This window comes from Dorea sp. AM13-35, from assembly GCF_003473885.1.
In the GTDB taxonomy this organism is placed as follows: domain Bacteria; phylum Bacillota; class Clostridia; order Lachnospirales; family Lachnospiraceae; genus Dorea_D; species Dorea_D hominis.
In genome coordinates this window covers 18,125-41,939 of sequence record NZ_QUCZ01000002.1, presented here as the reverse complement: position 1 = coordinate 41,939, position 23,815 = coordinate 18,125, and the positions used below count along the sequence as shown (strand labels likewise).

20 protein-coding genes, 1 tRNA gene and 1 pseudogene are annotated in these 23,815 nt (G+C 43.6%); 15 read left to right on the top strand and 7 right to left on the bottom strand.

What is annotated here, in order from left to right:
* Positions 1–246 precede the first annotated feature (246 nt).
* Together DW152_RS03110 and DW152_RS03105 are read left to right on the top strand one after the other, a co-directional pair.
* Positions 247–1,083 carry an ABC transporter permease gene (locus DW152_RS03110; RefSeq protein ID WP_118287943.1) on the top strand — a complete coding sequence of 279 codons (837 nt, stop codon included), beginning with the start codon at positions 247–249 and terminating at the stop codon, positions 1,081–1,083.
* A 3-nt stretch (positions 1,084–1,086) separates the two neighbouring features.
* Positions 1,087–2,976 (top strand): extracellular solute-binding protein, encoded by a 1,890-nt coding sequence (locus tag DW152_RS03105; RefSeq protein ID WP_118287942.1) that lies wholly within the window; start codon positions 1,087–1,089, stop codon positions 2,974–2,976.
* A 349-nt stretch (positions 2,977–3,325) separates the two neighbouring features.
* Here the strand turns inward: DW152_RS03105 and hydF are convergent, their stop codons facing one another.
* From hydF to hydE, 3 genes are all read right to left on the bottom strand, one after another.
* Positions 3,326–4,606 carry a [FeFe] hydrogenase H-cluster maturation GTPase HydF gene (gene hydF / locus DW152_RS03100; protein WP_118287941.1) on the bottom strand — a complete coding sequence of 427 codons (1,281 nt, stop codon included), beginning with the start codon at positions 4,604–4,606 and terminating at the stop codon, positions 3,326–3,328.
* A gap of 103 nt (positions 4,607–4,709) precedes the next feature.
* Positions 4,710–6,131 (bottom strand): [FeFe] hydrogenase H-cluster radical SAM maturase HydG, encoded by a 1,422-nt coding sequence (gene hydG, locus DW152_RS03095; RefSeq protein ID WP_118287940.1) that lies wholly within the window; start codon positions 6,129–6,131, stop codon positions 4,710–4,712.
* Between the two features lie 26 nt (positions 6,132–6,157).
* Positions 6,158–7,207: a [FeFe] hydrogenase H-cluster radical SAM maturase HydE gene (gene hydE, locus DW152_RS03090; protein WP_118287939.1), complete on the bottom strand. Its 1,050-nt coding sequence runs from the start codon at positions 7,205–7,207 to the stop codon at positions 6,158–6,160.
* A 254-nt stretch (positions 7,208–7,461) separates the two neighbouring features.
* On the opposite strand from hydE, the gene DW152_RS03085 reads away from it, so the two are divergent.
* From DW152_RS03085 to DW152_RS03035, 11 genes are all read left to right on the top strand, one after another.
* On the top strand, positions 7,462–8,319 hold the full coding sequence (locus DW152_RS03085) for a DUF5685 family protein (RefSeq protein WP_118287938.1): 858 nt from the start codon (positions 7,462–7,464) through the stop codon (positions 8,317–8,319).
* Positions 8,320–8,330: 11 nt separating this feature from the next.
* On the top strand, positions 8,331–8,996 hold the full coding sequence (locus tag DW152_RS03080) for a J domain-containing protein (protein WP_118287937.1): 666 nt from the start codon (positions 8,331–8,333) through the stop codon (positions 8,994–8,996).
* Entirely contained in the window at positions 8,987–9,514 is a 528-nt protein-coding gene (locus tag DW152_RS03075) for a hypothetical protein (RefSeq protein ID WP_118287936.1), read from the top strand. The genes DW152_RS03080 and DW152_RS03075 overlap by 10 nt, the downstream gene beginning before the upstream one ends.
* Positions 9,515–9,579: 65 nt before the next feature.
* Positions 9,580–10,146: a DNA-deoxyinosine glycosylase gene (locus DW152_RS03070; protein ID WP_118287935.1), complete on the top strand. Its 567-nt coding sequence runs from the start codon at positions 9,580–9,582 to the stop codon at positions 10,144–10,146.
* Positions 10,097–10,912, top strand: coding sequence for a protein-ADP-ribose hydrolase (locus tag DW152_RS03065; RefSeq protein ID WP_118287934.1), 816 nt, complete (start codon positions 10,097–10,099; stop codon positions 10,910–10,912). Before DW152_RS03070 ends, DW152_RS03065 begins: the two co-directional genes overlap by 50 nt.
* Before the next feature lie 176 nt (positions 10,913–11,088).
* Positions 11,089–11,162 (top strand) — tRNA-Arg (locus DW152_RS03060).
* 467 nt (positions 11,163–11,629) lie between these two features.
* On the top strand, positions 11,630–13,138 hold the full coding sequence (gene glpK, locus DW152_RS03055) for a glycerol kinase GlpK (RefSeq protein WP_118287933.1): 1,509 nt from the start codon (positions 11,630–11,632) through the stop codon (positions 13,136–13,138).
* Between the two features lie 11 nt (positions 13,139–13,149).
* A complete protein-coding gene (locus DW152_RS13240; RefSeq protein WP_021860356.1) occupies positions 13,150–13,317 on the top strand; it encodes a hypothetical protein in 168 nt (55 codons plus the stop codon).
* Positions 13,318–13,320: 3 nt separating this feature from the next.
* Positions 13,321–14,568 carry a 6-phosphofructokinase gene (locus DW152_RS03050; RefSeq protein WP_021860357.1) on the top strand — a complete coding sequence of 416 codons (1,248 nt, stop codon included), beginning with the start codon at positions 13,321–13,323 and terminating at the stop codon, positions 14,566–14,568.
* Positions 14,569–14,985: 417 nt separating this feature from the next.
* Entirely contained in the window at positions 14,986–16,548 is a 1,563-nt protein-coding gene (locus DW152_RS03045; RefSeq protein ID WP_118287932.1) for a hypothetical protein, read from the top strand.
* A complete protein-coding gene (locus tag DW152_RS03035; RefSeq protein ID WP_199663796.1) occupies positions 16,533–18,356 on the top strand; it encodes a hypothetical protein in 1,824 nt (607 codons plus the stop codon). Before DW152_RS03045 ends, DW152_RS03035 begins: the two co-directional genes overlap by 16 nt.
* Here DW152_RS03035 and DW152_RS03030 read toward each other — a convergent pair.
* The 4 genes from DW152_RS03030 to DW152_RS03015 form a co-directional block, all read right to left on the bottom strand.
* A complete protein-coding gene (locus DW152_RS03030; protein ID WP_117536859.1) occupies positions 18,320–19,417 on the bottom strand; it encodes a polysaccharide deacetylase family protein in 1,098 nt (365 codons plus the stop codon). The genes DW152_RS03035 and DW152_RS03030 overlap by 37 nt on opposite strands.
* Positions 19,418–19,519: 102 nt before the next feature.
* Positions 19,520–20,899, bottom strand: coding sequence for an aldehyde dehydrogenase (locus DW152_RS03025; RefSeq protein WP_117536858.1), 1,380 nt, complete (start codon positions 20,897–20,899; stop codon positions 19,520–19,522).
* Positions 20,900–20,903: 4 nt separating this feature from the next.
* Entirely contained in the window at positions 20,904–22,112 is a 1,209-nt protein-coding gene (locus tag DW152_RS03020) for an iron-containing alcohol dehydrogenase (RefSeq protein ID WP_117536857.1), read from the bottom strand.
* Between the two features lie 78 nt (positions 22,113–22,190).
* The gene (locus tag DW152_RS03015) at positions 22,191–22,643 is read right to left on the bottom strand and encodes a MarR family winged helix-turn-helix transcriptional regulator (protein ID WP_117536856.1); all 453 of its coding nucleotides are present in this window, start codon (positions 22,641–22,643) and stop codon (positions 22,191–22,193) included.
* Between the two features lie 148 nt (positions 22,644–22,791).
* Between DW152_RS03015 and DW152_RS03010 the strand changes: the two are divergent.
* Both DW152_RS03010 and aroD read left to right on the top strand, forming a co-directional pair.
* Positions 22,792–22,992: pseudogene (locus DW152_RS03010) on the top strand (MFS transporter); the annotation flags it as partial.
* Between the two features lie 60 nt (positions 22,993–23,052).
* A complete protein-coding gene (gene aroD / locus DW152_RS03005) occupies positions 23,053–23,814 on the top strand; it encodes a type I 3-dehydroquinate dehydratase (RefSeq protein WP_117536855.1) in 762 nt (253 codons plus the stop codon).
* Position 23,815 lies beyond the last annotated feature (1 nt).

The window sequence follows — 23,815 nt, the reverse complement described above, 5'->3', positions numbered from 1 at the left end:
ACAGATCTGAAAACATGGGCAAATGCACAGGGCTGGAAGTTAAGCGATGAAGATCAAAGTGTGGACATCAGTGTAGATTATGACTTTGAACCGGAAGAAGTGACAGAAGGTGTATATCAGATCACATTTTCAACAACCGGTCGCGAATTTAAGATCCATACGACTGATTATTCGGAGGAAGGACAGGAGGTCGGCCTGACATTCTTCCCGGAAGATATTCATGTCATGTCAAAGGTGGTGTACTAGATGAAACGTTTTCAGCAGCTTGCATGGCCGTATATCGTGTGGGCAGTGATGATGCTTGTTCTTCCGATGGCACTGATCGCACTGTATTCTGTAATGAATCAAGGCAACAGCATCATTTCTTTCTCGTTCACACTGGAACATTATGCCAAATTTTTTACCGATCCGGATTTCTTATTAATCCTCTGGCGTTCCATACTGATTGCGGTGAAGACAACCGTTTTATGTCTGCTTCTCGGCTATCCGATCGCATATTATATAGCAAGAAGCACAGAAAAAGTACAGAATATATTGATTTTATGCATTACACTGCCGATGTGGATCAACATGCTTGTGCGAACATACGCATGGATCGGACTTCTGAGCAACGGTGGTATTTTTCAGAAAATACTTGGATTTTTCGGACTTGGAAATGTAGAGCTTCTCTATACAGAGGGCGCCGTACTGCTCGGTATGGTATATAACTTCCTTCCGTTTATGATCCTGCAGATCCAGACGTCCTTAAGCAAGATGGATTATTCGCTGATCGAAGCGAGTGCGGATCTCGGGGCCAGTCCCGCACAGACTTTCCGCAGAATTACTTTGCCACTTTCCATGCCGGGAGTAATTAATGGAATTACGCTCGTATTCCTTCCGGCAGTCAGCTCGTTCTTTATTCCGAAGCTGCTTGGAGGCGGTCAGTATTTCCTCATCGGAAATATGATCGAAAACCAGTTTATCACAGTCGGAGAGTGGAATTTTGGAAGTGCGGTGTCTATGATCATGGCGATTATTATGATGCTTCTGATGATGGCTGTACGGAAAGTGGAGCAGCATAATCAGGGCGGAAAGGGGGTATAAAAGATGAAACAAAAGAAACGACGGATCGGGAAGATCTTGATGGTACTTTCAGTCATCTTTTTCTACCTTCCGATATTATATATGATTATTTTTTCATTTAACGATGGAAAATCACTGACAAGCTTTACCGGATTTTCACTGCGCTGGTACCGGCATATGCTGGATTCCAGCGATATGATGGAGGCGCTCTCTACAACATTCAGTGTGGCGGTGCTGGCTACAATTATTTCCACAATTGTAGGAACAATTTCTGCAATTGGAATAAGTAAGTCAAAAAAAGTTGTGCGTGATCTGATGGATCAGGTCAATAATCTGCCGCTTATGAACCCGGAAATTGTAACAGCGATTGGCTTTATGCTGTTATTTATCACATTCCGTGTGGAAAAAGGCTATGTGACGATGCTGCTTGCGCACATTGCATTCTGTATCCCATATGTCATGCTTTCCGTGATGCCGAAGATCCGCTCACTGGATCCGAACCTGGCAGATGCGGCAATGGACCTTGGGGCGACACCGTGGCAGGCTCTGACGAAAGTTATTGTGCCACAGATCACACCGGGAATCGTGTCCGGAGCGCTGATTGCATTTACCATGTCCGTAGATGATTTTATCATTTCTTATTTCGTAACCGGACAAGGTGTAAAGAACTTAAGTATTATGGTGTATACAATGAGCAAACGTGTGAATCCGAGCATTAACGCCATTTCTACGCTTGTTGTTATGATTATTACGATCGTACTTCTGGTGATCAATATTATGCCAATGCTGGCAAGCAAAAGAAAGAAGACAGATGTAGTCAGAAGAAGGAGAATGTGGATACCGGTCACAGCCGTCTGTGCGGCGCTGGTTGCGGTCATATGTGTTGCGCAGTTCGGTGGAGCACAGAACAAACGTCCGTTTGAAGGACAGACACTCAGGATTTATAACTGGGGAGAATATGTCGGTGAACATATCATTCAGGACTTTGAAAAAGAAACCGGTGCGAAAGTTATGCTGGAGAACTTTGATTCCAATGAACAGATGTACATCAAAGTCGCAAATAAAGAAGCGTATGATATTCTCGTTCCGAGTGATTATATGATTGAGCGTCTGATTTCCGAAGGATATTTACAAAAACTGGATAAATCAAAGCTGACCTGTATGGATAAGCTGAATAAAGCGGTCAAAGGACTGCCATATGATCCGAAAAATGAATATTCGGTTCCGTATTTCTGGGGAACTGTCGGGATTGTCTATGACAAGACAAAGGTATCCGAAGAAGATTTGAAAAAAGAAGGTTATAACATTTTCCTGGATCAGAAATACAAAGGAGATATTTACCTGTATGATTCAGAGAGAGATTCTTTCATGATGGCGTTAAAGTCACTTGGATATTCGATGAATACCAGTGATCAGGGAGAGATTGATAAGGCTTACCAGTGGCTCCTGAAATGCGTGGGAACGATGAAGCCGGAGATCGTGACGGATGAGATCATCGATAATATGGCACAGGCGAGAAAAGCGCTGGGACTTATCTATTCCGGAGATGCAACTTATGTCATGGCGGAAAATCCGAAAATGGGATACTATCTTCCAGACAGCGGAACAAATCAGTGGTCCGATGCGATGGTTATTCCGAAAAATGCCAAAAACGTTGAACTTGCGCATGCATTTATCAATTATGCAAGTGATTACGACGGCGCATATGATAACTCTAGCTATGTTGGCTATACATCTGCCAACAAAAAGGTTATGGAGGATTTACACGGCAAAGGTGGCGAGTTCGAAGGAATCGACGCATATATTCCGAGAACGGATAATAAAAAAGATGAAGTCTTTGAATACAATGAGAAGACGAAGAAGATCATCAGCAATCTGTGGAGCAAAGTGAAGATTGCAGCAAGTAATAAGTAGATAGGTTTTTGGCACATCCAATATATGTAAGTATTGGCAAGGGGAAAGATTGCTGCAGGTAATAAGTGAATAGAGATTCTCGGATTAAGGAATGGACTGAGAAAAGGAATAAGAGCCTGACTTCAAAGTGATAATCCATAAAATAATGGAAATAGCTTAAGAAAGTTCAGGCTCTTATAGTATGCATTATTAATATAACCGGTCGTTAATGTGCTGAAGAATTTGAAAATTATATTTTAACACAGTTCAAACAGTTTCTGTCATATTAATCCCTCGACTGTGAAGAAAAGTCTGTAAATAAGATTCTTCTATGATAATGAAGAGCGAAAAGCTCCCGGTATCAAGGAAATTACAGATCCTCGGAAAATATCGCCGTACTCCGCTTCAGAATTCCTTTCATATATGCAATTGCAGTTCCGTAGTTTGTGATCGGTACACCGGCATCTTCTGCACATTTCAGACGATATTTCATTTCACGCTCATTCAGTGTGCATCCACCACAGTGGATAATTAATTGATACTTATCCACATCCGGTGGAAATTCTGTTCCGCTCTTGAAATCAAATTCCACATTTTCCCCCGTGTATTCACGAATCCAGTTCGGAAGCTTTACCGTCCCGATATCTTCGCACTGACGGTGGTGTGTACAACCCTCACAGATGAGGATACGGTCACCGTCTGAAAGTTTATCAAGTGCACTGGCACCGCGTACAACCGTATCCAGATTTCCTTTATATCTTGCAAATAAGATTGAAAAAGAAGTAAGCGGTATATCGGCAGGTGTCAGCTTGGAGACTTTTGCAAATGCCTGGCTGTCAGTGATGACAAGCGAAGGCCTTGTCCCGAGTTTTTTTAGGGTTTCTTCCAGTTCGGAATCCCTTGTAACAATCGCCGTAGCACCACAGTCTAAAATATCCCGGATTGTCTGCTGCTGTGGGAGAATCAGTCTGCCTTTTGGCGCGGCCTTATCGATCGGAACGACAAGCACAACAAAATCTCCGGGGTGGATCAGATCTGCTACGATCCGGTGGTCATTGTCATCGGACGGGGCAAGGGAAGCAATCTTTTCTTTCAATTCATAAATGTGATCCATATCAGAGGCACTGACAAAAAAAATCAGATCTTCCTGGATACCGTATTTTTCAGCAGTTTGTCTTCGAAGTGCTGTTATGGAAGTATTTGGTGCGGAAGTGACTCTGTAACCGTCTGTATTTTGGATTTGCGTATCACTGGTAAGCAGATCCGTCTTATTAAACACAAGCAGAAATGGAATCTCTTTCGCCTGGATTCGTTTTAAGATAGCCTCATCTTCCGGTGTCATACCAAGAGTGGCATCCATAACAAGAACAGCAATATCTGTTTTATTCAATATCTGATAAGCCTTCTGCACACGGAGCGCTCCAAGTTCGCCCTCGTCATCAAGCCCCGGTGTGTCAATCATGACAACCGGACCAAGCGGAAGAAGCTCCATCGCCTTTAAAACCGGATCAGTGGTCGTTCCCTTTACATCTGATACAATCGCCAGATCCTGCCCGGTCATGGCATTGATCACACTGGATTTCCCGGCATTCCTGCGTCCGAATATCCCGATGTGTACACGCTCAGCGGAAGGTGTATTGTTCATACTCATAAAGAAATCCTCCTTCTGTGGATAAATTGTGTGGATGAGTTGTGGATAAACAAAAGGTAAAAAAAGGGGACGGGGATTTTCTAGAAAAGCCCCGTCCCCTTTTTTAGAATCTAAAATCGCGGCGGTTATCTTCGCGGATAAGTTTTAAATTCTCCAGTACCGTCTTGCGTACCTGCTCATTCGGAACATTCAGCACTTCCTTATCGATCAGCTTGTCACCGATTGCTTTCGTTACCGGTGAAGCGTAGTCCATTAAGTACTCTTCCAGTGTCATAAGTGCATTCGGGTGGCAGCAGTTCTGGATCTGTCCACTCTTGCACAGAGACATGAAGCGGTCGCCGGTTCTTCCGGCACGGTAACAGGCAGTGCAGAAACTTGGGATATAATCCATCTGCATCAGCCACTGTACGACTTCGTCCAGCGTACGGTTGTCAACGACATCAAACTGTTCGGATTTTGCATCTTCCGGTTCCGGTTCACAATATCCACCAACGCTGGTTTTGGAACCACCACTGATCTGAGAAATACCAAGGTGAAGAACACGTTCACGGGTGTTCATTCCTTCACGTGTGGAAATGATCATGCCTGTGTACGGAACCGAGATGCGGATACATGCAACAATTTTTGCAAATGTATCATCATCGATTCCATTTGTAAATGAGCTGGAATCAATATCATCTGCATCACGCAGTCGCGGCACACTGATCGTGTGCGGACCAACGCCGAATGCAGCTTCCAGATGTTCTGCATGCATCAGAAGTCCGGCAAATTCATAGCGGTATTTATCCAGTCCGAAGAGCACACCGATACCAACATCATCTACACCGCCTTCCATGGCACGATCCATAGCTTCTGTATGATAGTTGTAATCGTGTTTCGGTCCTGTCGGGTGTAACTGCAGATAACTTTCTTTGTGATAAGTCTCCTGGAAAAGAATGTAAGTACCGATTCCGGCTTCTTTTAACAGACGGTAGTTATCGACTGTCGTTGCGGCAATATTAATATTGACACGGCGGATTGCACCGTTTTTATGCTTGATATCGTAAATCGTTTTGATGGATTCCAGATAATAATCCATTGTATTGTGCACAGGATCTTCACCCGCTTCCAGTGCCAAACGTTTGTGCCCCATATCCTGCAGTGCGATAACTTCTCTGCGGATCTCTTCTTGTGTTAACTGCTTTCTGGCAATGTGTTTGTTTTTCATATGGTACGGACAGTAAGTACAGCCGTTGATACAGTAGTTGGATAAATATAACGGTGCAAAAAGTACAATACGGTTTCCGTAAAAATCTTTTTTGATCTGTTCGGCGAGCCGGAAGATTTTCTCATTCAGCTCGTCATCCTGACAGGCTAACAGAACAGAAGCTTCTTTGTGAGATAAGCCCTTTCTTAAAGAAGCTTTTTTGATCAATGATTCGATCAGTTCTTTGTTGTTTTTGTTTTCATCTGCATAAGCAAGTGTTTCTAAGATTTCCTCGTGGTTGATAAAATCATCCGCGCATTTTGAATTTACATCATACATGATATGTTCCTCCATAAAATAAGTTGTTAAATGTTCAACGAGTCACCTCTCGAAGTGACAATATTGTAACCGATAGATTTCATGCGACGTTCCAGACAGAAACGACATTCTGCAGCTTCATCTCCGGTACAGATTTTGTTATCGTACAGTGAATAATCCTTGCGGACACTCACCGGCGACAGATTTGGCATTACGACATTGGCGCCTGCCTGGATCCCCAGTTCCCGTCCCTTCGGATGGATCGTGCCAAGCGCTGTTGTGGCAGGAAGCAGCACTTTCGGGAGCATCAGTCTCAAAAGTCCCAGCATAAAAAGTGTCAGTTCCAGCGTTCCGGCTTTTTCATCGGCAAATGGCGTATCGTGGTGTGGAATAAATGGTCCGATGCCGATCATATGTGGATTCAGCTTCTTAATAAATAGAAGATCCTCAGCCAGATGTTCCGCTGTCTGATACGGTGAACCGACCATAAAACCGGTTCCCACCTGATAACCAATGTCTTTTAAATCCCACAGACATTGCTGACGGTTCGCGGCACTTAGCGAAGCAGGATGCAACTTTGCATAATGAGCAGCATTTGCAGTCTCGTGACGGAGCAGGTAGCGGTCAGCACCTGCGTCATAATAAGCCTGATAGCTTTCACGGGATTTTTCACCGATGGAAAGCGTCAGTGCGCAGTCAGGGTATAATTCCTTGATCCGGGAAATGATGTGTACCAGCTTCTCATCTGTGTAAAATCCATCCTCACCGCCCTGCAGGACAAAGGTGCGGAAACCAAGCTCATAACCGGTCCCGCAGCAGGAGAGAATGTCCTCTTCGCTTAAACGGTACCGTTTTGCGTTAGAATTACTCTTTCGTATACCGCAGTAAAGGCAGTCGTTTTTGCAATAATTGGTAAATTCGATCAGTCCCCGGACGTATACGTCGTGATCGTAATAGTGGTGCCGTTCTTCGCGGGCAAGTGCGAAGAGATATTCGGCAAGTTCGGCATTTCGCCCCTCAATCAGCTCTACCCATTCCTCTTTCGTAAGCGCCTGTTCTTTTTTCAGTTTGTCGATCAGCATTTTCAAATGTTCCATAATTTTACACTAAAAAACCTGACGCACATGGCGTCAGGCAGAGTTAGCTTAAAAAGGGGTTACAAGACTCCTTTCTTTAAACGGCATTGAAAATGCACTTACGTTCTGAACGCCTTTTTGCGCAGGGTTACTCCTTTGCAATTAGTACGAATGTATTGTGATTATACCATGAACATAAAACTTTCACAATGAAAATATAGTCACTTTCCACAAAATCTGTTATAATACCAGTCAGCATAAGCAGGAGAAAAGAAATGTTTGGATATGTAACGGCTTACGAACCAGAGCTGAAAGTAAAAGAATTTCATAAATATAAAGGGTATTACTGCGGACTCTGTCAGCAATTGAAGAGAGATTATGGGCATCTCGGACAGCTTACGCTGACCTACGATATGACATTTTTGATCATTATACTGACTTCTTTGTATGAGAAAGAGCCGGATGTAACCAGAGGCAGATGCAAGGTTCATCCATTTAAAAAGCAATTATTTTTAAATAATGAATTTACTGAATATGCAGCAGATATGAATCTGATCCTGGCATATTATCACCTGGTTGATGACTGGGAGGACGAGCACAAAGCTTCTGCGTTGATCGGGAGCAAGGCATTAAAACGCCGTGTGCAAAAGGCAATTCAAAAATATCCAAGGCAGTGCCGGGTGATCAGAGAAGAACTGCAGAACTTAAGCATTTATGAGAAGAACGGATCGACGATGATTGATGAGCCGGCCGGATGTTTTGGCAGGCTTATGGCAGAAATCTTTATCTATAGAGAAGATCACTGGGCAGAAAAATTAAGATGCATGGGATTTTACCTTGGTAAATATATTTATATTATGGATGCTTATGACGATTTGGATAATGATTTGAAAGAAGGCAGCTATAATCCACTGAAAAATATCTGTAGGGAGCCGGATTATGAAGAACGCTGCCGGAATATGCTTTGCATGATGCTCGGTGAAGCAAGTGCGGCATTTGAACAGCTCCCGCTGCTCGTAGACATAGACATTTTACGAAATATATTATATGATGGAGTGTGGAAGCGTTACAGAAAGCTTCAGAAGCAAAAAGAAAAGAAGACAACAGAAGACCAACAAGACAGGAAAGAATAAGAGGTTAGAAAATGAACAAAAATCCATATGACGTACTCGGTGTATCACCGGAAGCCACGGATGACGAAATAAAAAAAGCATACAGAGAACTTTCAAGAAAGTACCATCCAGATGCGAATGTAGACAATCCGCTCAAGGATCTTGCAGAAGAGAAATTCAAAGAAGTGCAGGAAGCGTATGACACGATTGTAAAAGAACGTGAAAATGGTGGCGGTTATCATTACGGATATGGGAATGCCGGAAGTTATACTACAGGAAGCGGTAGCTATGGAAATAGTGGCTATGGCGGTGCGGGCGGTACGACTAGTGTAGAGCGTCAGGCAGTTTATAATTTTATCAATAATCGTCGTTATCAGGAGGCACTGAACCTGCTGAACCGTATGGAAGATCGAAATGCAGAATGGTATTATTTGAGTGCGGCAGCGAATGCGGGTATGGGAAACAATGTCCTTGCGCAGGAGCATGCAGCAAAAGCAGTAAATATGGAACCAAATAATTTACAGTATCGTCAGCTTATGAACCAGTTAAGCTATGCCGGCAGACAGTATCAGTCAAATCCGTACGGTGGCGGTTATGGCTCTGCGGGAACTTGCAGTACCGGAAATTTTTGCTGTGATCTCTGGCTTGCGGATACTATGTGTGAATGTATGGGAGGCGATCTTTGCACATGCATGTAAGAACGCGAAAACTGGCATTTGCAGGCCTGATGCTTGCAGTGACCATTGTGTGCCTGTATCTGGGCAATATCATAGAAAGCAATACGCTGTTCCTTCTTGCCGGGGCATCGTATTTTGTTGGAATTGTATATCGGGAGGCAGGAGCGAAGATGAGTTTGGCATTTTATGTGGGCGCACTCATTCTTGGCTTTTTTGTGACACCGAATAAATTTTACATCCTTACTTACGCGGCAATGGGATTGTATATTTTATTTAACGAGTGGGCATATTTCAAAATCCGCAAAAAAGAAAATATACGCAGACAGTCAGTGGCTTTCTGGATTGTCAAGTATCTGGTATTTAATGTTATGTATCTTCCGGGTATCTGGTTTTTTCAGAAATTATTATTTGCAAGAACGCTTCCGGTATGGATGTTTGCGGGTGTTGTGGCAGCAGGACAGATTACGTTTTTCCTGTATGACAGAGCTTATGAATATGTACAGGGCAGCTTGTGGAATAAGATAAGAAATCGGTGGTAATAGAGCCGGGCTTTAGCAGAAAAAAGATAAGACCCCGTGGTAAATGTACGAAAGGGGAAGCAATCATGGCAGCAAAAAAAGAAACGGAATACATTACACATGCGTTTGAACCGGTATTTGACAGCCATTCAAAAATATTAATGCTTGGGACGATGCCGTCTCCAAAATCGCGGGAAAATGGATTTTATTACGGACATCCGCGCAATCGATTCTGGAAAGTCATTGCGGATGTATGTAAAGAGCCGATACCGGAGACGATCGAAGAGAAGAAAGCACTTGCGTTGAAGCACGGAATTGCCATATGGGATGTGCTGGCAGGATGCGAGATCCACGGCGCGGATGATGCCTCTATAAAAAATCCGACACCAAACGATATGCACCGGATACTGGATTATGCACCAATCGAACAGATTTATGCAACCGGAACAAAGGCAGCGCAGTTATACAGACGCTACTGTGAAGCGCAGACAGGAATGGAAATCATACAGCTTCCGTCCACCAGCCCGGCAAACTGTAGGACGAGCTATGAACAGCTGTATGAAGCATACGCCGGGATACGACTATATTTACGGAGTGATATTCATGACAAAAGAAGAAAAAGTCAGCCGTTTAATTCAATATTTAAAAAATGAAAACAGAAGCTACGATACCCTTGCAGAACCGGTGGATTCTGTGGGAAAACGCAGACTCTTAAGAAGTCTGATGAATGTCCGTTTCCCAGGACCGGCTTTAAATGGTTATATGGAATTACAGGATGAACTGCTTACAGAAGAAGCACAGGAAAAAGGCCTTGTAAAGGTCGAAGAACTGCCGACGGCGGCAGAAGAATTCGGAATCGGGCAGGTGCGTAATGCAGATCGGATGAGCCTGTGGCGCGGTGATATTACGAGACTTCAGGCAGATGCAATCGTTAATGCAGCAAACAGTCAGCTTCTCGGATGTTTTGTTCCATGTCATGGTTGCATAGATAATGCGATCCATTCGGCAGCAGGAATCCAGCTCCGTAATGCCTGTGCAGAGCTGATGGAAGAACAGGGACACGAAGAGCCGACCGGCAAAGCAAAGATCACACCGGGCTATAATCTCCCGGCGGCGCATGTCATCCATACAGTAGGACCGATCGTCGGACTCAAGGTAACAGAAAAACAAAAAGAAGAATTAAAATCCTGCTATGTAAGCTGTCTGAAACTGGCAGAAAAAGAAGGACTGAAAAATATTGTATTTTGCTGTATATCAACCGGAGAATTCCATTTTCCGAATAAACTGGCAGCAGAGATCGCAGTCGATACAGCAGACCGTTTCCTGACCGGTTCGAAGCTGGAGCGGGTTGTATTTAATGTATTCAAAGAAGAAGATTACAATATTTACAAAAAACTGTTCAAGAAGGCATTATTATAGCATATAAAAGCTGTCTTAAAAGGGCTTATAATAGTTTATAAAAAGCCAGAATGAGAAGCTTTGAAAAAATCAAAAAGAAAATTTGAAAAAATATCAAAAAAGTATTGACATATGAAAGCATATGCAATATAATAAATTTTGCTGTGAGACAGTAACACAGTTACAAAACAGCAAATGTGGGCGTAGCTCAGCTGGATAGAGCGTTTGGCTACGGACCAAAAGGTCGGGGGTTCGAATCCTCTCGCCCACGTTTAAAAGCACTTCAGAGAGAAGTGCTTTTTTTATATAATAGGAAATGCAATTTCCTATTATATAAAAAGCCTCTGGCAGGATGCGCACTGCGGCGTACAATGATGATGTCGCAAGCGGTCTACGTTCCACTTCGGTCGTTGCTAAACGAGCGTCACAGGCGCTCAGCAACGCCGCAGGCGCTAGAATGTGCCAAGGCACATTCTTTGTTCTATTTCATCAGAAACATCACAGGTGGATTCTTCGCCGGTATTTCATAAGAGTAATAAATGAACAGATACAATGGAAACGCACATTGATAATTGTATAAAGGCTTTGTGCTATGGTATAATATCACCATAGCATATATTTAAAGTACATACATCTAAGGTACAAAGTCTTTATGGAATTAGAACTGGTATTGTAGTTGTATTAATATTGGAGAATTCTGTTAACAGCAGGAGCGGAAAATAACGAGAGGCAGAGAAGATGAGTAACGGAAAGAAATATGTCATGGCACTGGATGCGGGGACAACAAGTAACCGGTGCATTTTATTTAATGAAAAGGGCGAGATCAAGAGTCTTGCACAGAAGGAATTTACACAGTATTTTCCAAAACCGGGCTGGGTGGAGCACGATGCGAACGAGATATGGTCCACACAGCTTGGAGTTGCGGTAGAGGCAATGAGCAAGATCAGTGCCGAAGCGGAAGATATTGCAGCAATTGGAATTACGAATCAGAGAGAGACGGTTGTCGTATGGGACCGGACAACCGGAGAACCGATCTGTCCGGCAATCGTATGGCAGTGCCGAAGAACTGCCGAATATTGTGACGGATTGAAAGAACAGGGGCTGACAGATAAGATCAGAGAGAAGACAGGACTGATCATTGATGCCTATTTTTCCGGAACGAAGATTCGCTGGATCTTAGAAAATGTAGAAGGAGCAAGAGAAAAAGCGGAGAATGGGGAATTGCTGTTCGGTACGATCGAGACATGGCTGATATGGAAACTGACAAAAGGAAAAGTCCATGTAACCGATTATTCCAACGCATCCCGGACGATGTTATTTAACATCAATACATTGTCATGGGATGAGGAAATATTACAAATACTTGATATCCCGGCATCTATGCTTCCGGAAGTGAAGCCTTCAAGCTGTGTTTACGGTTATGCGGATTCACAGTTCCTTGGTGGGAAGATCCCGATCGCAGGAGCGGCAGGTGACCAGCAGTCAGCACTTTTTGGACAGACTTGCTATCAGCCGGGAGAAGCGAAGAATACATATGGAACCGGATGTTTCCTTCTGATGAATACAGGAGAGAAACCCGTATTTTCCCAGAATGGGCTTGTTACGACAATTGCATGGGGACTGGATGGCAAAGTAAATTACGCATTAGAGGGTTCTATTTTTATCGGTGGTGCGGCAATCCAGTGGTTACGCGATGAGATGCGTCTTATCGATGCGTCTGAAGATTCCGAATATATGGCACAGAAAGTTCCGGACACAGGCGGATGTTATGTTGTACCGGCATTTACCGGACTTGGAGCGCCGCACTGGGATCAATATGCAAGAGGAACGATCGTAGGACTGACACGTGGTGTGAACAAATATCATGTGATCCGTGCCACACTGGAATCTATAGCATATCAGGTCAATGACGTATTAAAAGCGATGGAGGCAGATTCTGGTATTCATCTAAGCAAATTAAAAGTAGACGGCGGCGCAAGTGCTAATAATTTCCTTATGCAGGCAGAGGCAGATCTGACAGGAGCACCGGTAGAACGGCCGGAATGTGTGGAGACAACTGCAATGGGAGCAGCATATCTGGCAGGAATTGCGGTCGGATACTGGAAAGACAAAGAAGATGTCCGGAAAAACCGGGCAGTGGATCATACATTTACACCGGCGATTACAGAAGAAGAACGGAAGAAGAGATTAAAAGGCTGGAATAAAGCAGTCCGCTACGCTTTTGACTGGGCGAGAGATGAGGAGTAGAACGAAAAGATATGGAGAAAAAAGTAGAAGTATTTCATTTTAATTGTGAGGTTTGTAAAAATCATTGCAGTCTGACTGTAGAGGCCGAGGGCGGACAGGTATTTAATGTAACGGGGAACGGTTGTCTGCGCGGATTAGCCTATGCACAGTCTCATCTGCCTGAAGGAAAGGAGAGATAAATTATGAAAGGAAATGTAATTGTAGGACAGTCGGGAGGACCGACAGCTGCAATCAACTCAAGTCTGGCGGGTGTTTACCGCACGGCAAAAGATCGTGGAGCAAAGAAAGTGTATGGAATGCTGCACGGAATTCAGGGATTAATGCAGGAAAAATACATTGATCTGTCGGATCATATCAAGACAGAGCTTGATGCGGAGCTGTTAAAACGCACACCGGCAGCGTTTTTAGGATCCTGCCGTTATAAACTGCCTGCAATCCACGAAGATCAGAGCGTCTATGAGAAGATTTTTGCAATCCTGGATAAGCTTGACATAGAAGCATTTATCTATATCGGTGGAAATGATTCCATGGATACGATCAAAAAATTATCTGATTATGCGATCATTACCGGACATCCGACACGTTTCGTAGGCTGCCCGAAGACTATCGATAATGACTTGGCGCTGACGGATCATACACCGGGATTTGGAAGTGCGGCAAAATATATCGGAACGTCTATGAAAGAGATCATCCGTGACAGTTTCTGCCTGGAATACAGCAAAGGGCTGGTATCCATTGTAGAGATCATGGGAAGAAACGCAGGCTGGCTTACCGGTGCTTGTGCACTTGCGGCAGGCGAAGACTGTGAAGGACCGGATATGATCTATCTGCCGGAGTTGCCATTTGACATTGCTGAATTTGGCAGACGTGTGCGTGAACTGCTCGAGAAGAAGCCATCCGTAGTTGTCGCTGTATCGGAAGGAATACGAACAGCAGATGGCAAATATGTATGTGAACTTGGAAACAGCGTTGATTTTGTTGATGCATTCGGTCACAAACAGTTATCCGGTACAGCTTCTTATCTTGCAAGCTATATTGCGGGCGAGATCGGATGCAAGACACGTGCCATTGAGTTAAGCACTTTGCAGAGATCTGCGTCCCACTGTTCATCCAGAGTAGATATTCTGGAAGCTTATCAGGTAGGCGGTGCGGCAGTGAAAGCAGCAGATGAAGGAGATTCCGGTAAAATGGTTGTTCTACAGCGACTTTCCGATGATCCTTATCAGTGTGGAACCGAAGTCAAAGATGTTCACAAGATTGCCAATGACGAGAAATTAGTTCCGAGAGAGTGGGTTACTGAAGACGGAACATATGTCACCGGCGAATTTATTTCTTATGTAAGACCGTTGATCCAGGGAGATGTGTCACCGGTCATGGTAGATGGTATTCCACGTCATTTGTATACACCAAAAGAACTGAGTCAACGCTAGGCATAGATGTATTCTATAAGTAATTGCATATATAAAAATAACTTATTTTATTAAATTGTATGAAAATGCTATAATACAACTAGAATGTGATTGACAATAGCACCTTCTCCAGATGTCTTCCCCGGCATTTGTGAGAAGGCGCTTTTCGTTGCTATAGCATCCGGAGGAAGCTGTCGGTAGATTTATGGTTGCGGAAGAAAAAATGCTTGCATTTTAGAAATAAATCCAGTATGATAAGAATCACTCAATAAGTCTTAGAGAGTCAAAGGAAATTCTAAATAAAATTTAGTCAGATTAAAATCTAACACAAAACTCAAAGTAAAGTGTCAATTAAAATCCAATACGAAACTCAAAGTAAAGTGTCAATTAAAATCCAATACAAAACTCAACATAAAATTTCATAAAAAGGAGAACAACATGGCATATGAACAAGGATATGATGTACTCCGTCTGATCGAACACAGCGAGAGTTGTTATGTCAGTTCGGAGTATGTAAGAGGAAGAACGCTCATCCGTTATATACGGGAAGAAAAAGAGATAGAGAAAGAACAGTTATTTGCATGGATGCGTAAGATGGCAGGAACGCTTGCGTGTGTACACAAGTGCAGGGGTGCACCTTGTTATCAGTATGTGAATCCATACAGCATGATCATAGCAGAAGATGAGGAATTATATTTCCTTGATCTGAAGGCGGCATCCAACCAGGAGATGCTGATCCGTATGCAGAAGCGGACTATAAGAGAGCATTTCCTGCCGGAGGAAGAAGCCTACTATCAGCGTGCGAGTGTTACATTAGACTTGTACGGACTGGCACGCACGTATCAATATTTACTGGCAGAGACAGAAGTTTTGCCAGATCTTAACAAAAAGGAAATTCTGAAACTGGAAAAGATTATTTCCAGATGTCTGAACCGGCAGTCAAAGAAAGCCTGTCAGTCTGCGCAGGAAATTAAGCACATGATTCCATCATACAAAAACGAAGAAGAAAAAGAACGATCAAAAGGAAAATATTTTCGTAAATGGCTCTATATAGCTGCAGCAGTAGTTGTAATCATACTTGGGCGAAGTATCTTTGCCGGAAATTCCCATTCTACAAATTCATATTCGGAAAAATCCCATGCTATAAATTCCGGGAACGATGTAAAAGCAGCAGAAACCAAAAAAGGGATAGATGAAAAAGAGGCTGCTGCATACACAGCCGGTAAAAAGGAAACTGCAGAACAGATGCAGACTACAGAAATGGAGCTTGGCAGCCTGTATTTTCTGAAACTGGAAGATTATGAGAAGAGCAGACAGCATTTCGAGGCGGCGTGTGCCGGAACAAAGAAGACAGATAAAGAGAGTGGGATCGCCGCAGGGATGGCAGCTGTATCTGCCTGCCTTGCAGAGAAGACACTTCCGGAGGAAGAACTAAAACAGGCTCTTGAACAGACGGCACTTCTGCTGGAAGAGAAAGAAGATGCCATTTACTATCGGTGTGTACTCAAAGGATATACCTGTCTGGATGCGAAAGAACAGCGGGAAGAATTATTGAGGCTTGGGATACAATATCGGGCACTTGGGGAGAAAGAAGGGCAGGAAGAGGTCACGCAGTGGATGGCAATGGCATATGAACAGAATGGAAAAAAGAGTGACGCTGCAAAAATGTATGAAGAGCTGCTTGCAGTGGAAGGGAAAAGGGCAGAGAGAGAAGAATTGTACCGCAAAGTGACAGAGCTTTTTCTGGCAGATAAGAAAAATGATGATGCTATGCGCAGAATCCGGGAAGGAGTGACAGAGTATCCGGATTCCGTGGAATTACAGGTATTAAAATTGCGCGTGACATGCAAAGAGAAAGAAAAAAACCGCAGAGCATGCAGGAAGGTATTAGAAAGAGCTGTGAAAAATCGAACGGACATACAGAAAAATGAAGATTTCCGGAAACTTTTACAGGAACAGGGATTTCAGATGAAAGGAGAAAAAGTATGCGAAAAAGAATAAAAACAATCGGATGTCTGATACTTGTACTCACGATGATCTACGCACAACAGGCAATGCTGTCTTATGCAGGAGACAAGGCTGTAGGAAAAATCACGATCAGAAGAGAAGGAGAGGCAATAGGTTCAGAATCGGAGCCGTCGCCAGAGCCGTCGCCAGAACCAACGCCGGAACCAACGCCGGAACCAGAGCCGACACCAGAGCCGACACCGGAGCCGATTATCAAATTTGAAAAAGAATGTTCAGAGCCGGATGGTGAAAATGGTTATTATGTGACTATTCCGAAAGTGACTCTTCATCATGTCAGTAAACGGGGGGAGACAGTCTTCCGGCTGACACAGGGGGACAAAGTACTGGGAAAAGGAAAACTCACGGAAGAAAATAAGAAATATACCATTCCGAAAGACTGGTTTCGGCAGGGAGAACAGGAACTGGACGTGTGGATGGAAGATGAAAACGGTGAAAAACAAGAGGATTTCCAGTGGGAGAAAACATTCAGAATCGATCTGTCTGCTCCGGAATTTCAAGTATCGGCAGATGGAGGATTTGAAAGCTGGCACAGGAATGAAACGACAGTACATGTAAATGCAAAAGACGAATACAGCGGCATAAAAAACATAACATGCTATGTAAATGGAGAGAAGCAGGCAGAGATAGGAAAGGCAGGTGGAAATTTTGTGATCCGGCAGTCTTCAAGAAATGGCAAACCGGTGCGGGTTCTTTTTGAGACGCGAGATCATGCCGGTAATCAGAACAGACAGGAAAGAAATCTTTATATTGATAATCAGTCCCCAAAAGCTGAAATCAGAGGCGTGACGCCATATATGATTACAAGCAGACCGTTGACCGCTGTGTACAGGGTGCAGGAAGAGAATGTGTTGGATGAATTTCATGCAGAAGTAAAATATGAAAATACAAAGGGCAGGAAGCAGTCACAGGAATTACTGGTGTGGGAAGATCATGGAGAGATGAAGAGAAGTGTTCACAGACTGCGTGAAGATGGAATTTACCGGTTGCATATCTATGCAAAAGACGCTGCAGGATACGAAGTAAAGCAGACAGCTCAGGTGATTGTAGATCAGGAGAATCCGGTGATCCGGTATGTGGATACGCTGGATCAGGCAAAACTAAAAAGCTTTGAATGGAATTACAGAAAAGAAGAACTCATACAGGATTTTACCGGTTACGATTATGAAGTAAGGCTGGATGGAAGATTATATTCGATGGGAGAACGGGTGACAAGAGAAGGAAAGCACATACTGGAAGTGCATGCGACAGACCGTGCCGGGAATACCTCACACGCAAAAGCATTATTTACAATTGATCATACAGCACCGGAGATTGTGTTTGAAGGCGTAAAGGAAGGAGAAAAGTATGAAGGACATCTTACATTTAAAATTGGAGTTAAAGATACAGAAGATATACTCCGAAAGGTGCAGATTAATGGAAAAGAACAACAGCATGTTCAAGGGAAAGCAAGGACCGGATTTTCGATTAAGAAAGCAGGTGATTATGAGGTGATTGCTGAGGCAAAAGATCAGACCGGAAATGTGGCAGTGAAAACGATTCATTTTACAGTACAAAAGAAAAAATCTGTGCTGGAGAAGCTGGTTGAGCCATTGATCCGTCCATTTATAAAAGATGATAATGACAATATCAGTTCCAGGAAGATAAAGAAAGAGCAGAAGAAAAAAGAAAGAGAGCAAGCAAAAACACTGCTCCTTCGAAAAGTCGCAGGAACAGTGCTTGGTATTCTGCTTATTGGTGGAGTAATCTACTCAACCAGTTTTTTGAAGCTGTCTAAAGACTGACCTCTTAACATACGGATACGAGGAAGTACAAGTGGATCATCTCCGACTTTGGCACGACCGTATTCGGTTGTAACCGCACATTTGAAACCGGCATCTTTTACAGCCTGGATACAACTGTCATTGTAATCACCGTACGGATAGGCAAAAGCATCGGAATTGCCACCGATGCGGATCGATTTCTGAAGATCAGCAACGGCATCATTGTGGTTCATGACAGGGAAGATTCCGCCATGTCCGATGTTACCGCCACCCCGGTGCATGTTGTAAGAATGGGACTGGAATGTCATATATTCGCTGGCATATTTCTTCACCTTCTTCTTGCCTTCCAGATTACCGATCAGGAAAGAAGTTACCGGAACCTTATATTTGTTGAAAAGCGGTACACCCAGATTTAAGAAACTGTACGCACCATCATCAAAAGTGAGTACAACGCTCTTCTTTGGAAGAAGCAGTTCGCCCTTGACATATTTTCGGACTTCTTCCCAGGTAGGAAAGTAGTAGTTATTTTCTGTCAGGTATTTCAGTTCCGCTTCGAGATCATGAACTTCGATGAAGTTGTTGTTCAACTGCTCTTTCGGTGGATTATTCTTATCATAAACGTAGTGATACATGCAGATCGCCAGACCGTTTGTCTTATGATCCTGTTCGGTCGCTGTATTTTCGGCAGTCTGCACATCCTTATTAAGACGTGAGTTTTTCTCTTCTTCTGCTTTCTTTTTAGCAGCTTCCTCCGCTTTCGCTTTTTGTTCCGCAGCCTTAGCCTTTTCTTCCTCTGCTTTTTTCTCTTTGGCTTGCTTTGTGGCTGTAATTTGAGCACGTTCCTGCTTCTGTACTTTCTGTTTATAGAAGATAACAGCACCAAGAACTGCAAGCAGGATCAGAAGAATGACAGTCAGCACACAACGCAGACGCTTCTGGCGGCGTACCTGTGTAGAGACAGCTGATCTGTTGTTATGGCGCCTGTGCCCTGAGCTGCTGAGTGAATAATTTTGATTGTGTTGTTTGTGGGCACTTTGCGTTTTCTTGCTTTGAATTTTATTTCTCTGGTGTTTGTGTTTCATAAATTTGTCCCCTCTGTCTCCCTGTTTAACCGAAAAAACCTAGCCTGGGAGTGTGTTCACATTATACAATGCAGATATTAATTTTGCAAATGGAGGAAACACTTACCGCAGGAACATATGGATCAGCTTGTCGTGGATCTTGCGGTAAGGCTGGTAGCGCATTGGAAGATCCAACCAGGTTTTCTTATCAACAATACTCTTGTAATGCGAGAAAGTGCGGAATCCATCTAATCCATGATAGGAACCCATGCCGCTCTCACCGAAGCCACCAAATCCCATATTGCTTGTGGCAAGGTGGATGATCGTGTCGTTAATACAGCCGCCGCCGAAACCGCAGTGGGAAGTCACTTTTTTTGCGATGGCTTTATCAGATGTAAACAGATAAAGAGCCAGCGGGTGAGGCATGGAATTTATTTTTTCGATAACCATATCAAGGTTGTCGTAAGTCAGGATCGGCAGTACCGGTCCGAAGATTTCTTCTGACATGACTGCATCATCAAAAGTAACATTATCCATAAGTGTTGGTGCAATCTTTAAACGACTGCGGTCGTTCTGCCCGCCATATACGACTTTATTCTGTTCAATCAGCCCAAGAATACGGTCAAAATGTTTCTCATTAATAATCTTTCCATAATTTTTATTGGAAAGAGGATCTGATTTGTATTGTTTTTGCATTTGTTTTTTGATCTCGTGGATCAAGTCGATCTTGATGGAGCGGTCACAGTAAATATAATCCGGAGCAACACAGGTCTGTCCGCAATTTAAGAACTTTCCGAAGACAATTCGCTTTGCAGCAAGTTTCAGGTTTGCACTTTTTTCAACAATACATGGACTTTTGCCACCGAGCTCCAGTGTGACCGGAGTCAGGTTTGCAGATGCCTGGCGCATAACTTCTTTCCCAACAGCCTGACTTCCGGTGAAGAAAATATAGTCAAAATGTTCGCCAAGAAGACAGGTGTTTTCCGCACGGCCACCGGTTACGACAGTCACAAACTGCGGATCAAAGCAGTTAGCAACCATTTTTTTAATGAGTTCGCTTGTATGCGGTGAGTAAGCACTTGGTTTTAAAACGGCAGTATTACCAGCTGCAATAGCGTCTATCAGAGGCTCGATCGTGAGCATGAATGGGTAGTTCCATGGGCTCATGATGAGAGTCACACCGTAAGGGGATGGCTTCTTGTAGCTTCTGGAATGGAACTGTGCGAGTGGAGTCAGAACACGCTTTTCTTTCGCGTAAGAGCGTGTGTGTTTCAACATGTGTGTAAGCTCGCTTAAAACCATACCGGTTTCGCACATATAACTTTCAAAAGAACTTTTCCCAAGATCAAGTGCGATCGCTTTTGCAATCTCAGATTCGTGAGACTGCACATAAGCTTTTAATTTCTTCAGTGCGTTGATGCGAAAATCAATATCTAAAGTTGCGCCGGTGTAAAAATACTCCCGCTGCGCAGTAACAATTTCATGAATCTGTGTTTCAGTCATAATTTCAGTCCTCCTCTGGCATGAGCATATAATAGAATTTTTCCAGTTCTTTTGCATTCATCAGGACCGGAACGGGATAGAGCGGATTCGCCTCTTTGTCCGCATAGTGGGTAAGTTTTGGAATATCTGTTTCCTGAATTTCGGCAACTGTATTGCCGATTCCAAAAGTCCGTTTCATTTCTTTGATCGCATCAATAAATGCAGCAGCAGCCTGCGGGGCAGGAGTCTCTTTTGTTGCAATACCGGCTGCAATGGCAAGTTTTTTCAGTTTTTTGTGAATGGATTCTCCGTATTCTTCCAGAACATGAGGAAGCAGGATCGCATTGGCAAGTCCATGCGGCACATTATACTGACCACCCAGCGAGTGAGCGACTGCATGAACGTAACCGACGTAGGATTTGGTAAATGCACAGCCGGCATAGTAAGAGGCGTGAAGCATATTTCTTCTTGCATTTACATTCTTACCATCGTGGTAAGCTGTATCCAGATTTTCAAAAATAAGCTGTACAGCCATAAGCGCATCTTTCCGTGTCGCGTAAGTAGTTGAGTTTCCGATAAATGCTTCAACCGCGTGTGTCAGCGCATCCATACCGGTTGTTGCAGTGATAAATGGCGGAAGACTCAAGGTGACTTTCGGATCAAGAACCGCATAGCGAGGAATCAGAGGAAAATCGTTGATCGCATATTTGTAACGAGTCTGTGCATCTACAATGACAGCGGCAAGCGTTGTCTCACTTCCGGTTCCGGCTGTTGTTGGAACAGCAATCAAGAGTGGAAGTTTCTTATGTACTTTCAGGATTCCCTTCATCTTCGCAAGTGACTGCTTCGGCTTTGCAATGCGGGCACCGACAGCTTTGGCGCAGTCCATACTGGAGCCACCGCCAAATCCGATCAGGGCATCACAGTTATTCTTTTTGTAGAGAACCAGTGCTTCCTGTACGTTGGTTGTTGTTGGATTGGCAACTGTTTTGTCGTAGATTGTGTATGGAATATCTGCCGCTGTTAAGGCATTTTCCAATCTTTTCGTCAATCCGAGAGAGCGGATCCCGGCATCCGTAATAATGAGGACGCGGGAAGAGCCATTTGCCCGGATGATCTCCGGGAGTTTCTTCACACTTGGGATAATCTCCGGCGTGCGGTACGGGAGAAAGGGAAGTGCAATCTTAAATACCGTTTGAAATGTACGGCAGTAAATTTTTCTTAAAGTATGCATGAGTGTATCCTTTCTTAAAAAATAGTATTCCAGCTGCAGTTTGCTTTCTGGAAAGCTTTTGCTTAATAAAAATGATTCTTATTTACAGAGTTCCTTACTTAAATGCTCCAGGTTATCAGCTATGGTAAATAATGTCTTATAAAAAATCTTCCGCTGCGGTTCGGCAATATCTTTGCTTGCTTCTTCTAACGCATGGGAAATAAAGGAGCGCATTTCTCTGGCACATGCCATTCCGACATCTGTCAGATGGGCACGGGAACGGTATCGGTGCGCTGCTCCGGTCGCTTCATAAGCAATGAAGTTCCGGTTCTCCAGATCATTTAAGATGCGGGAAATACCGGCTTTATCCTCTTTGCATAGTTCACATAATCCGGCAGCAGTTAAGCCGTCCGGATGATCAGACAGATAGTAAAGACACATGACATGAGTACTCTTAAGTCCCTGTGACTGCATATAAATCTTCTTGATTTTCTGAATACTCTTATGAATCTGCGCAACATTTGTTGTTAATTTTTCAAAACGATCATCCATAAAAACACCTCAATGTTGATTAATCAACATTGAATATAACACGAATAGAAAGGAAGGTAAAGAGATGTGTGAAAAAAAGACCAATCAATCAGAACAAAATGCAAAAGCAGGAAAGCCACCTGCAGTCTCGAGGGATTGTGCAGACGGCTTCCTTCTTATTAAAAGAACGATCACCAGCCTTGTCATGATCGCATCCAGCCTCTGTAACTACACGATCTTAAGTGCCGCTGCGAAAATGAGCGCGACAGCCGTTATTTTAATGAATGTTGTAATCACTGTGAGCGGTGTGGTTTTGGCTTTGTTTGTCAATCTGAGATATGGTAAACTATTAGCACGTACTGAAAAATAAAACAGGTAATGTGTACACGAAAGAAGCAGCAGTTATCGGAAAACAGGAGGAACAAAATACATGAATCCAGTAAAAGTAAGAAATATAACCATTGGCGAAGGAACACCGAAGATCTGTGTTCCAATCGTCGGAGTAACAAAAGAAGAGATCCTGGAAGCAGGAAAAAATATTTGCACAATCGGAGCAGACGTCATCGAGTGGCGTGTAGACTGGTATGAAAATGTCTTCGATTTCGACCAGGTAGAAGAGACTGCAAAAGAATTGAGAAATGTAATCGGAGAGACTGCACTGTTATTTACCTTCCGTACCGCAAAAGAAGGTGGAGAAAAAGCAATTGAGACAGATGTTTACGTGGCGTTAAATGAAAGAGCAGCAAAGAGCGGACAGGTAGATCTTGTAGATGTAGAAGCATTTACCGGAGAGACGGCTGTAAAACAGATCATCGAAACTGCGCATGCCACAGGTGTGAAAGTAGTTGCATCCAATCATGACTTCCACAAGACACCGGCGCAGGAAGAGATTGTATCCCGTCTCTGCAAAATGCAGGAACTGGGGGCAGATATTCCGAAGATTGCAGTGATGCCACAGAATAAAAAAGATGTACTGACACTGTTATCAGCAACAAGAGAAATGTCAGAAGAGCATGCAGATCGTCCGATCATCACCATGTCTATGGCAGGAACTGGCGTAATCAGCCGTCTCTGCGGTGAAGTGTTCGGTTCAGCACTGACATTCGGTGCAGCAGGAAAAGCATCCGCACCGGGACAGATGGGAGTAGAAGACCTGAAGACTGTACTGGAGTTACTGCACAAGAGTCTGTAAT

Excerpts from the sequence above, each read along its gene's own strand:
- DW152_RS03080 (WP_118287937.1), top strand. The coding sequence starts at position 8,331 with ATGAACAAAAATCCATATGACGTACTCGGTGTATCACCGGAAGCCACG.
- hydF (WP_118287941.1), bottom strand. The coding sequence starts at position 4,606 with ATGAGTATGAACAATACACCTTCCGCTGAGCGTGTACACATCGGGATA.
- DW152_RS03035 (WP_199663796.1), top strand. The coding sequence starts at position 16,533 with ATGCGAAAAAGAATAAAAACAATCGGATGTCTGATACTTGTACTCACG.
- hydG (WP_118287940.1), bottom strand. The coding sequence starts at position 6,131 with ATGTATGATGTAAATTCAAAATGCGCGGATGATTTTATCAACCACGAG.
- aroD (WP_117536855.1), top strand. The coding sequence starts at position 23,053 with ATGAATCCAGTAAAAGTAAGAAATATAACCATTGGCGAAGGAACACCG.
- DW152_RS03105 (WP_118287942.1), top strand. The coding sequence starts at position 1,087 with ATGAAACAAAAGAAACGACGGATCGGGAAGATCTTGATGGTACTTTCA.
- DW152_RS03025 (WP_117536858.1), bottom strand. The coding sequence starts at position 20,899 with ATGACTGAAACACAGATTCATGAAATTGTTACTGCGCAGCGGGAGTAT.
- DW152_RS03075 (WP_118287936.1), top strand. The coding sequence starts at position 8,987 with ATGCATGTAAGAACGCGAAAACTGGCATTTGCAGGCCTGATGCTTGCA.
- glpK (WP_118287933.1), top strand. The coding sequence starts at position 11,630 with ATGAGTAACGGAAAGAAATATGTCATGGCACTGGATGCGGGGACAACA.
- DW152_RS03045 (WP_118287932.1), top strand. The coding sequence starts at position 14,986 with ATGGCATATGAACAAGGATATGATGTACTCCGTCTGATCGAACACAGC.
- hydE (WP_118287939.1), bottom strand. The coding sequence starts at position 7,207 with ATGGAACATTTGAAAATGCTGATCGACAAACTGAAAAAAGAACAGGCG.
- DW152_RS03085 (WP_118287938.1), top strand. The coding sequence starts at position 7,462 with ATGTTTGGATATGTAACGGCTTACGAACCAGAGCTGAAAGTAAAAGAA.
- DW152_RS03020 (WP_117536857.1), bottom strand. The coding sequence starts at position 22,112 with ATGCATACTTTAAGAAAAATTTACTGCCGTACATTTCAAACGGTATTT.
- DW152_RS03070 (WP_118287935.1), top strand. The coding sequence starts at position 9,580 with ATGGCAGCAAAAAAAGAAACGGAATACATTACACATGCGTTTGAACCG.
- DW152_RS13240 (WP_021860356.1), top strand. The coding sequence starts at position 13,150 with ATGGAGAAAAAAGTAGAAGTATTTCATTTTAATTGTGAGGTTTGTAAA.
- DW152_RS03050 (WP_021860357.1), top strand. The coding sequence starts at position 13,321 with ATGAAAGGAAATGTAATTGTAGGACAGTCGGGAGGACCGACAGCTGCA.
- DW152_RS03015 (WP_117536856.1), bottom strand. The coding sequence starts at position 22,643 with ATGGATGATCGTTTTGAAAAATTAACAACAAATGTTGCGCAGATTCAT.
- DW152_RS03065 (WP_118287934.1), top strand. The coding sequence starts at position 10,097 with ATGACAAAAGAAGAAAAAGTCAGCCGTTTAATTCAATATTTAAAAAAT.
- DW152_RS03110 (WP_118287943.1), top strand. The coding sequence starts at position 247 with ATGAAACGTTTTCAGCAGCTTGCATGGCCGTATATCGTGTGGGCAGTG.
- DW152_RS03030 (WP_117536859.1), bottom strand. The coding sequence starts at position 19,417 with ATGAAACACAAACACCAGAGAAATAAAATTCAAAGCAAGAAAACGCAA.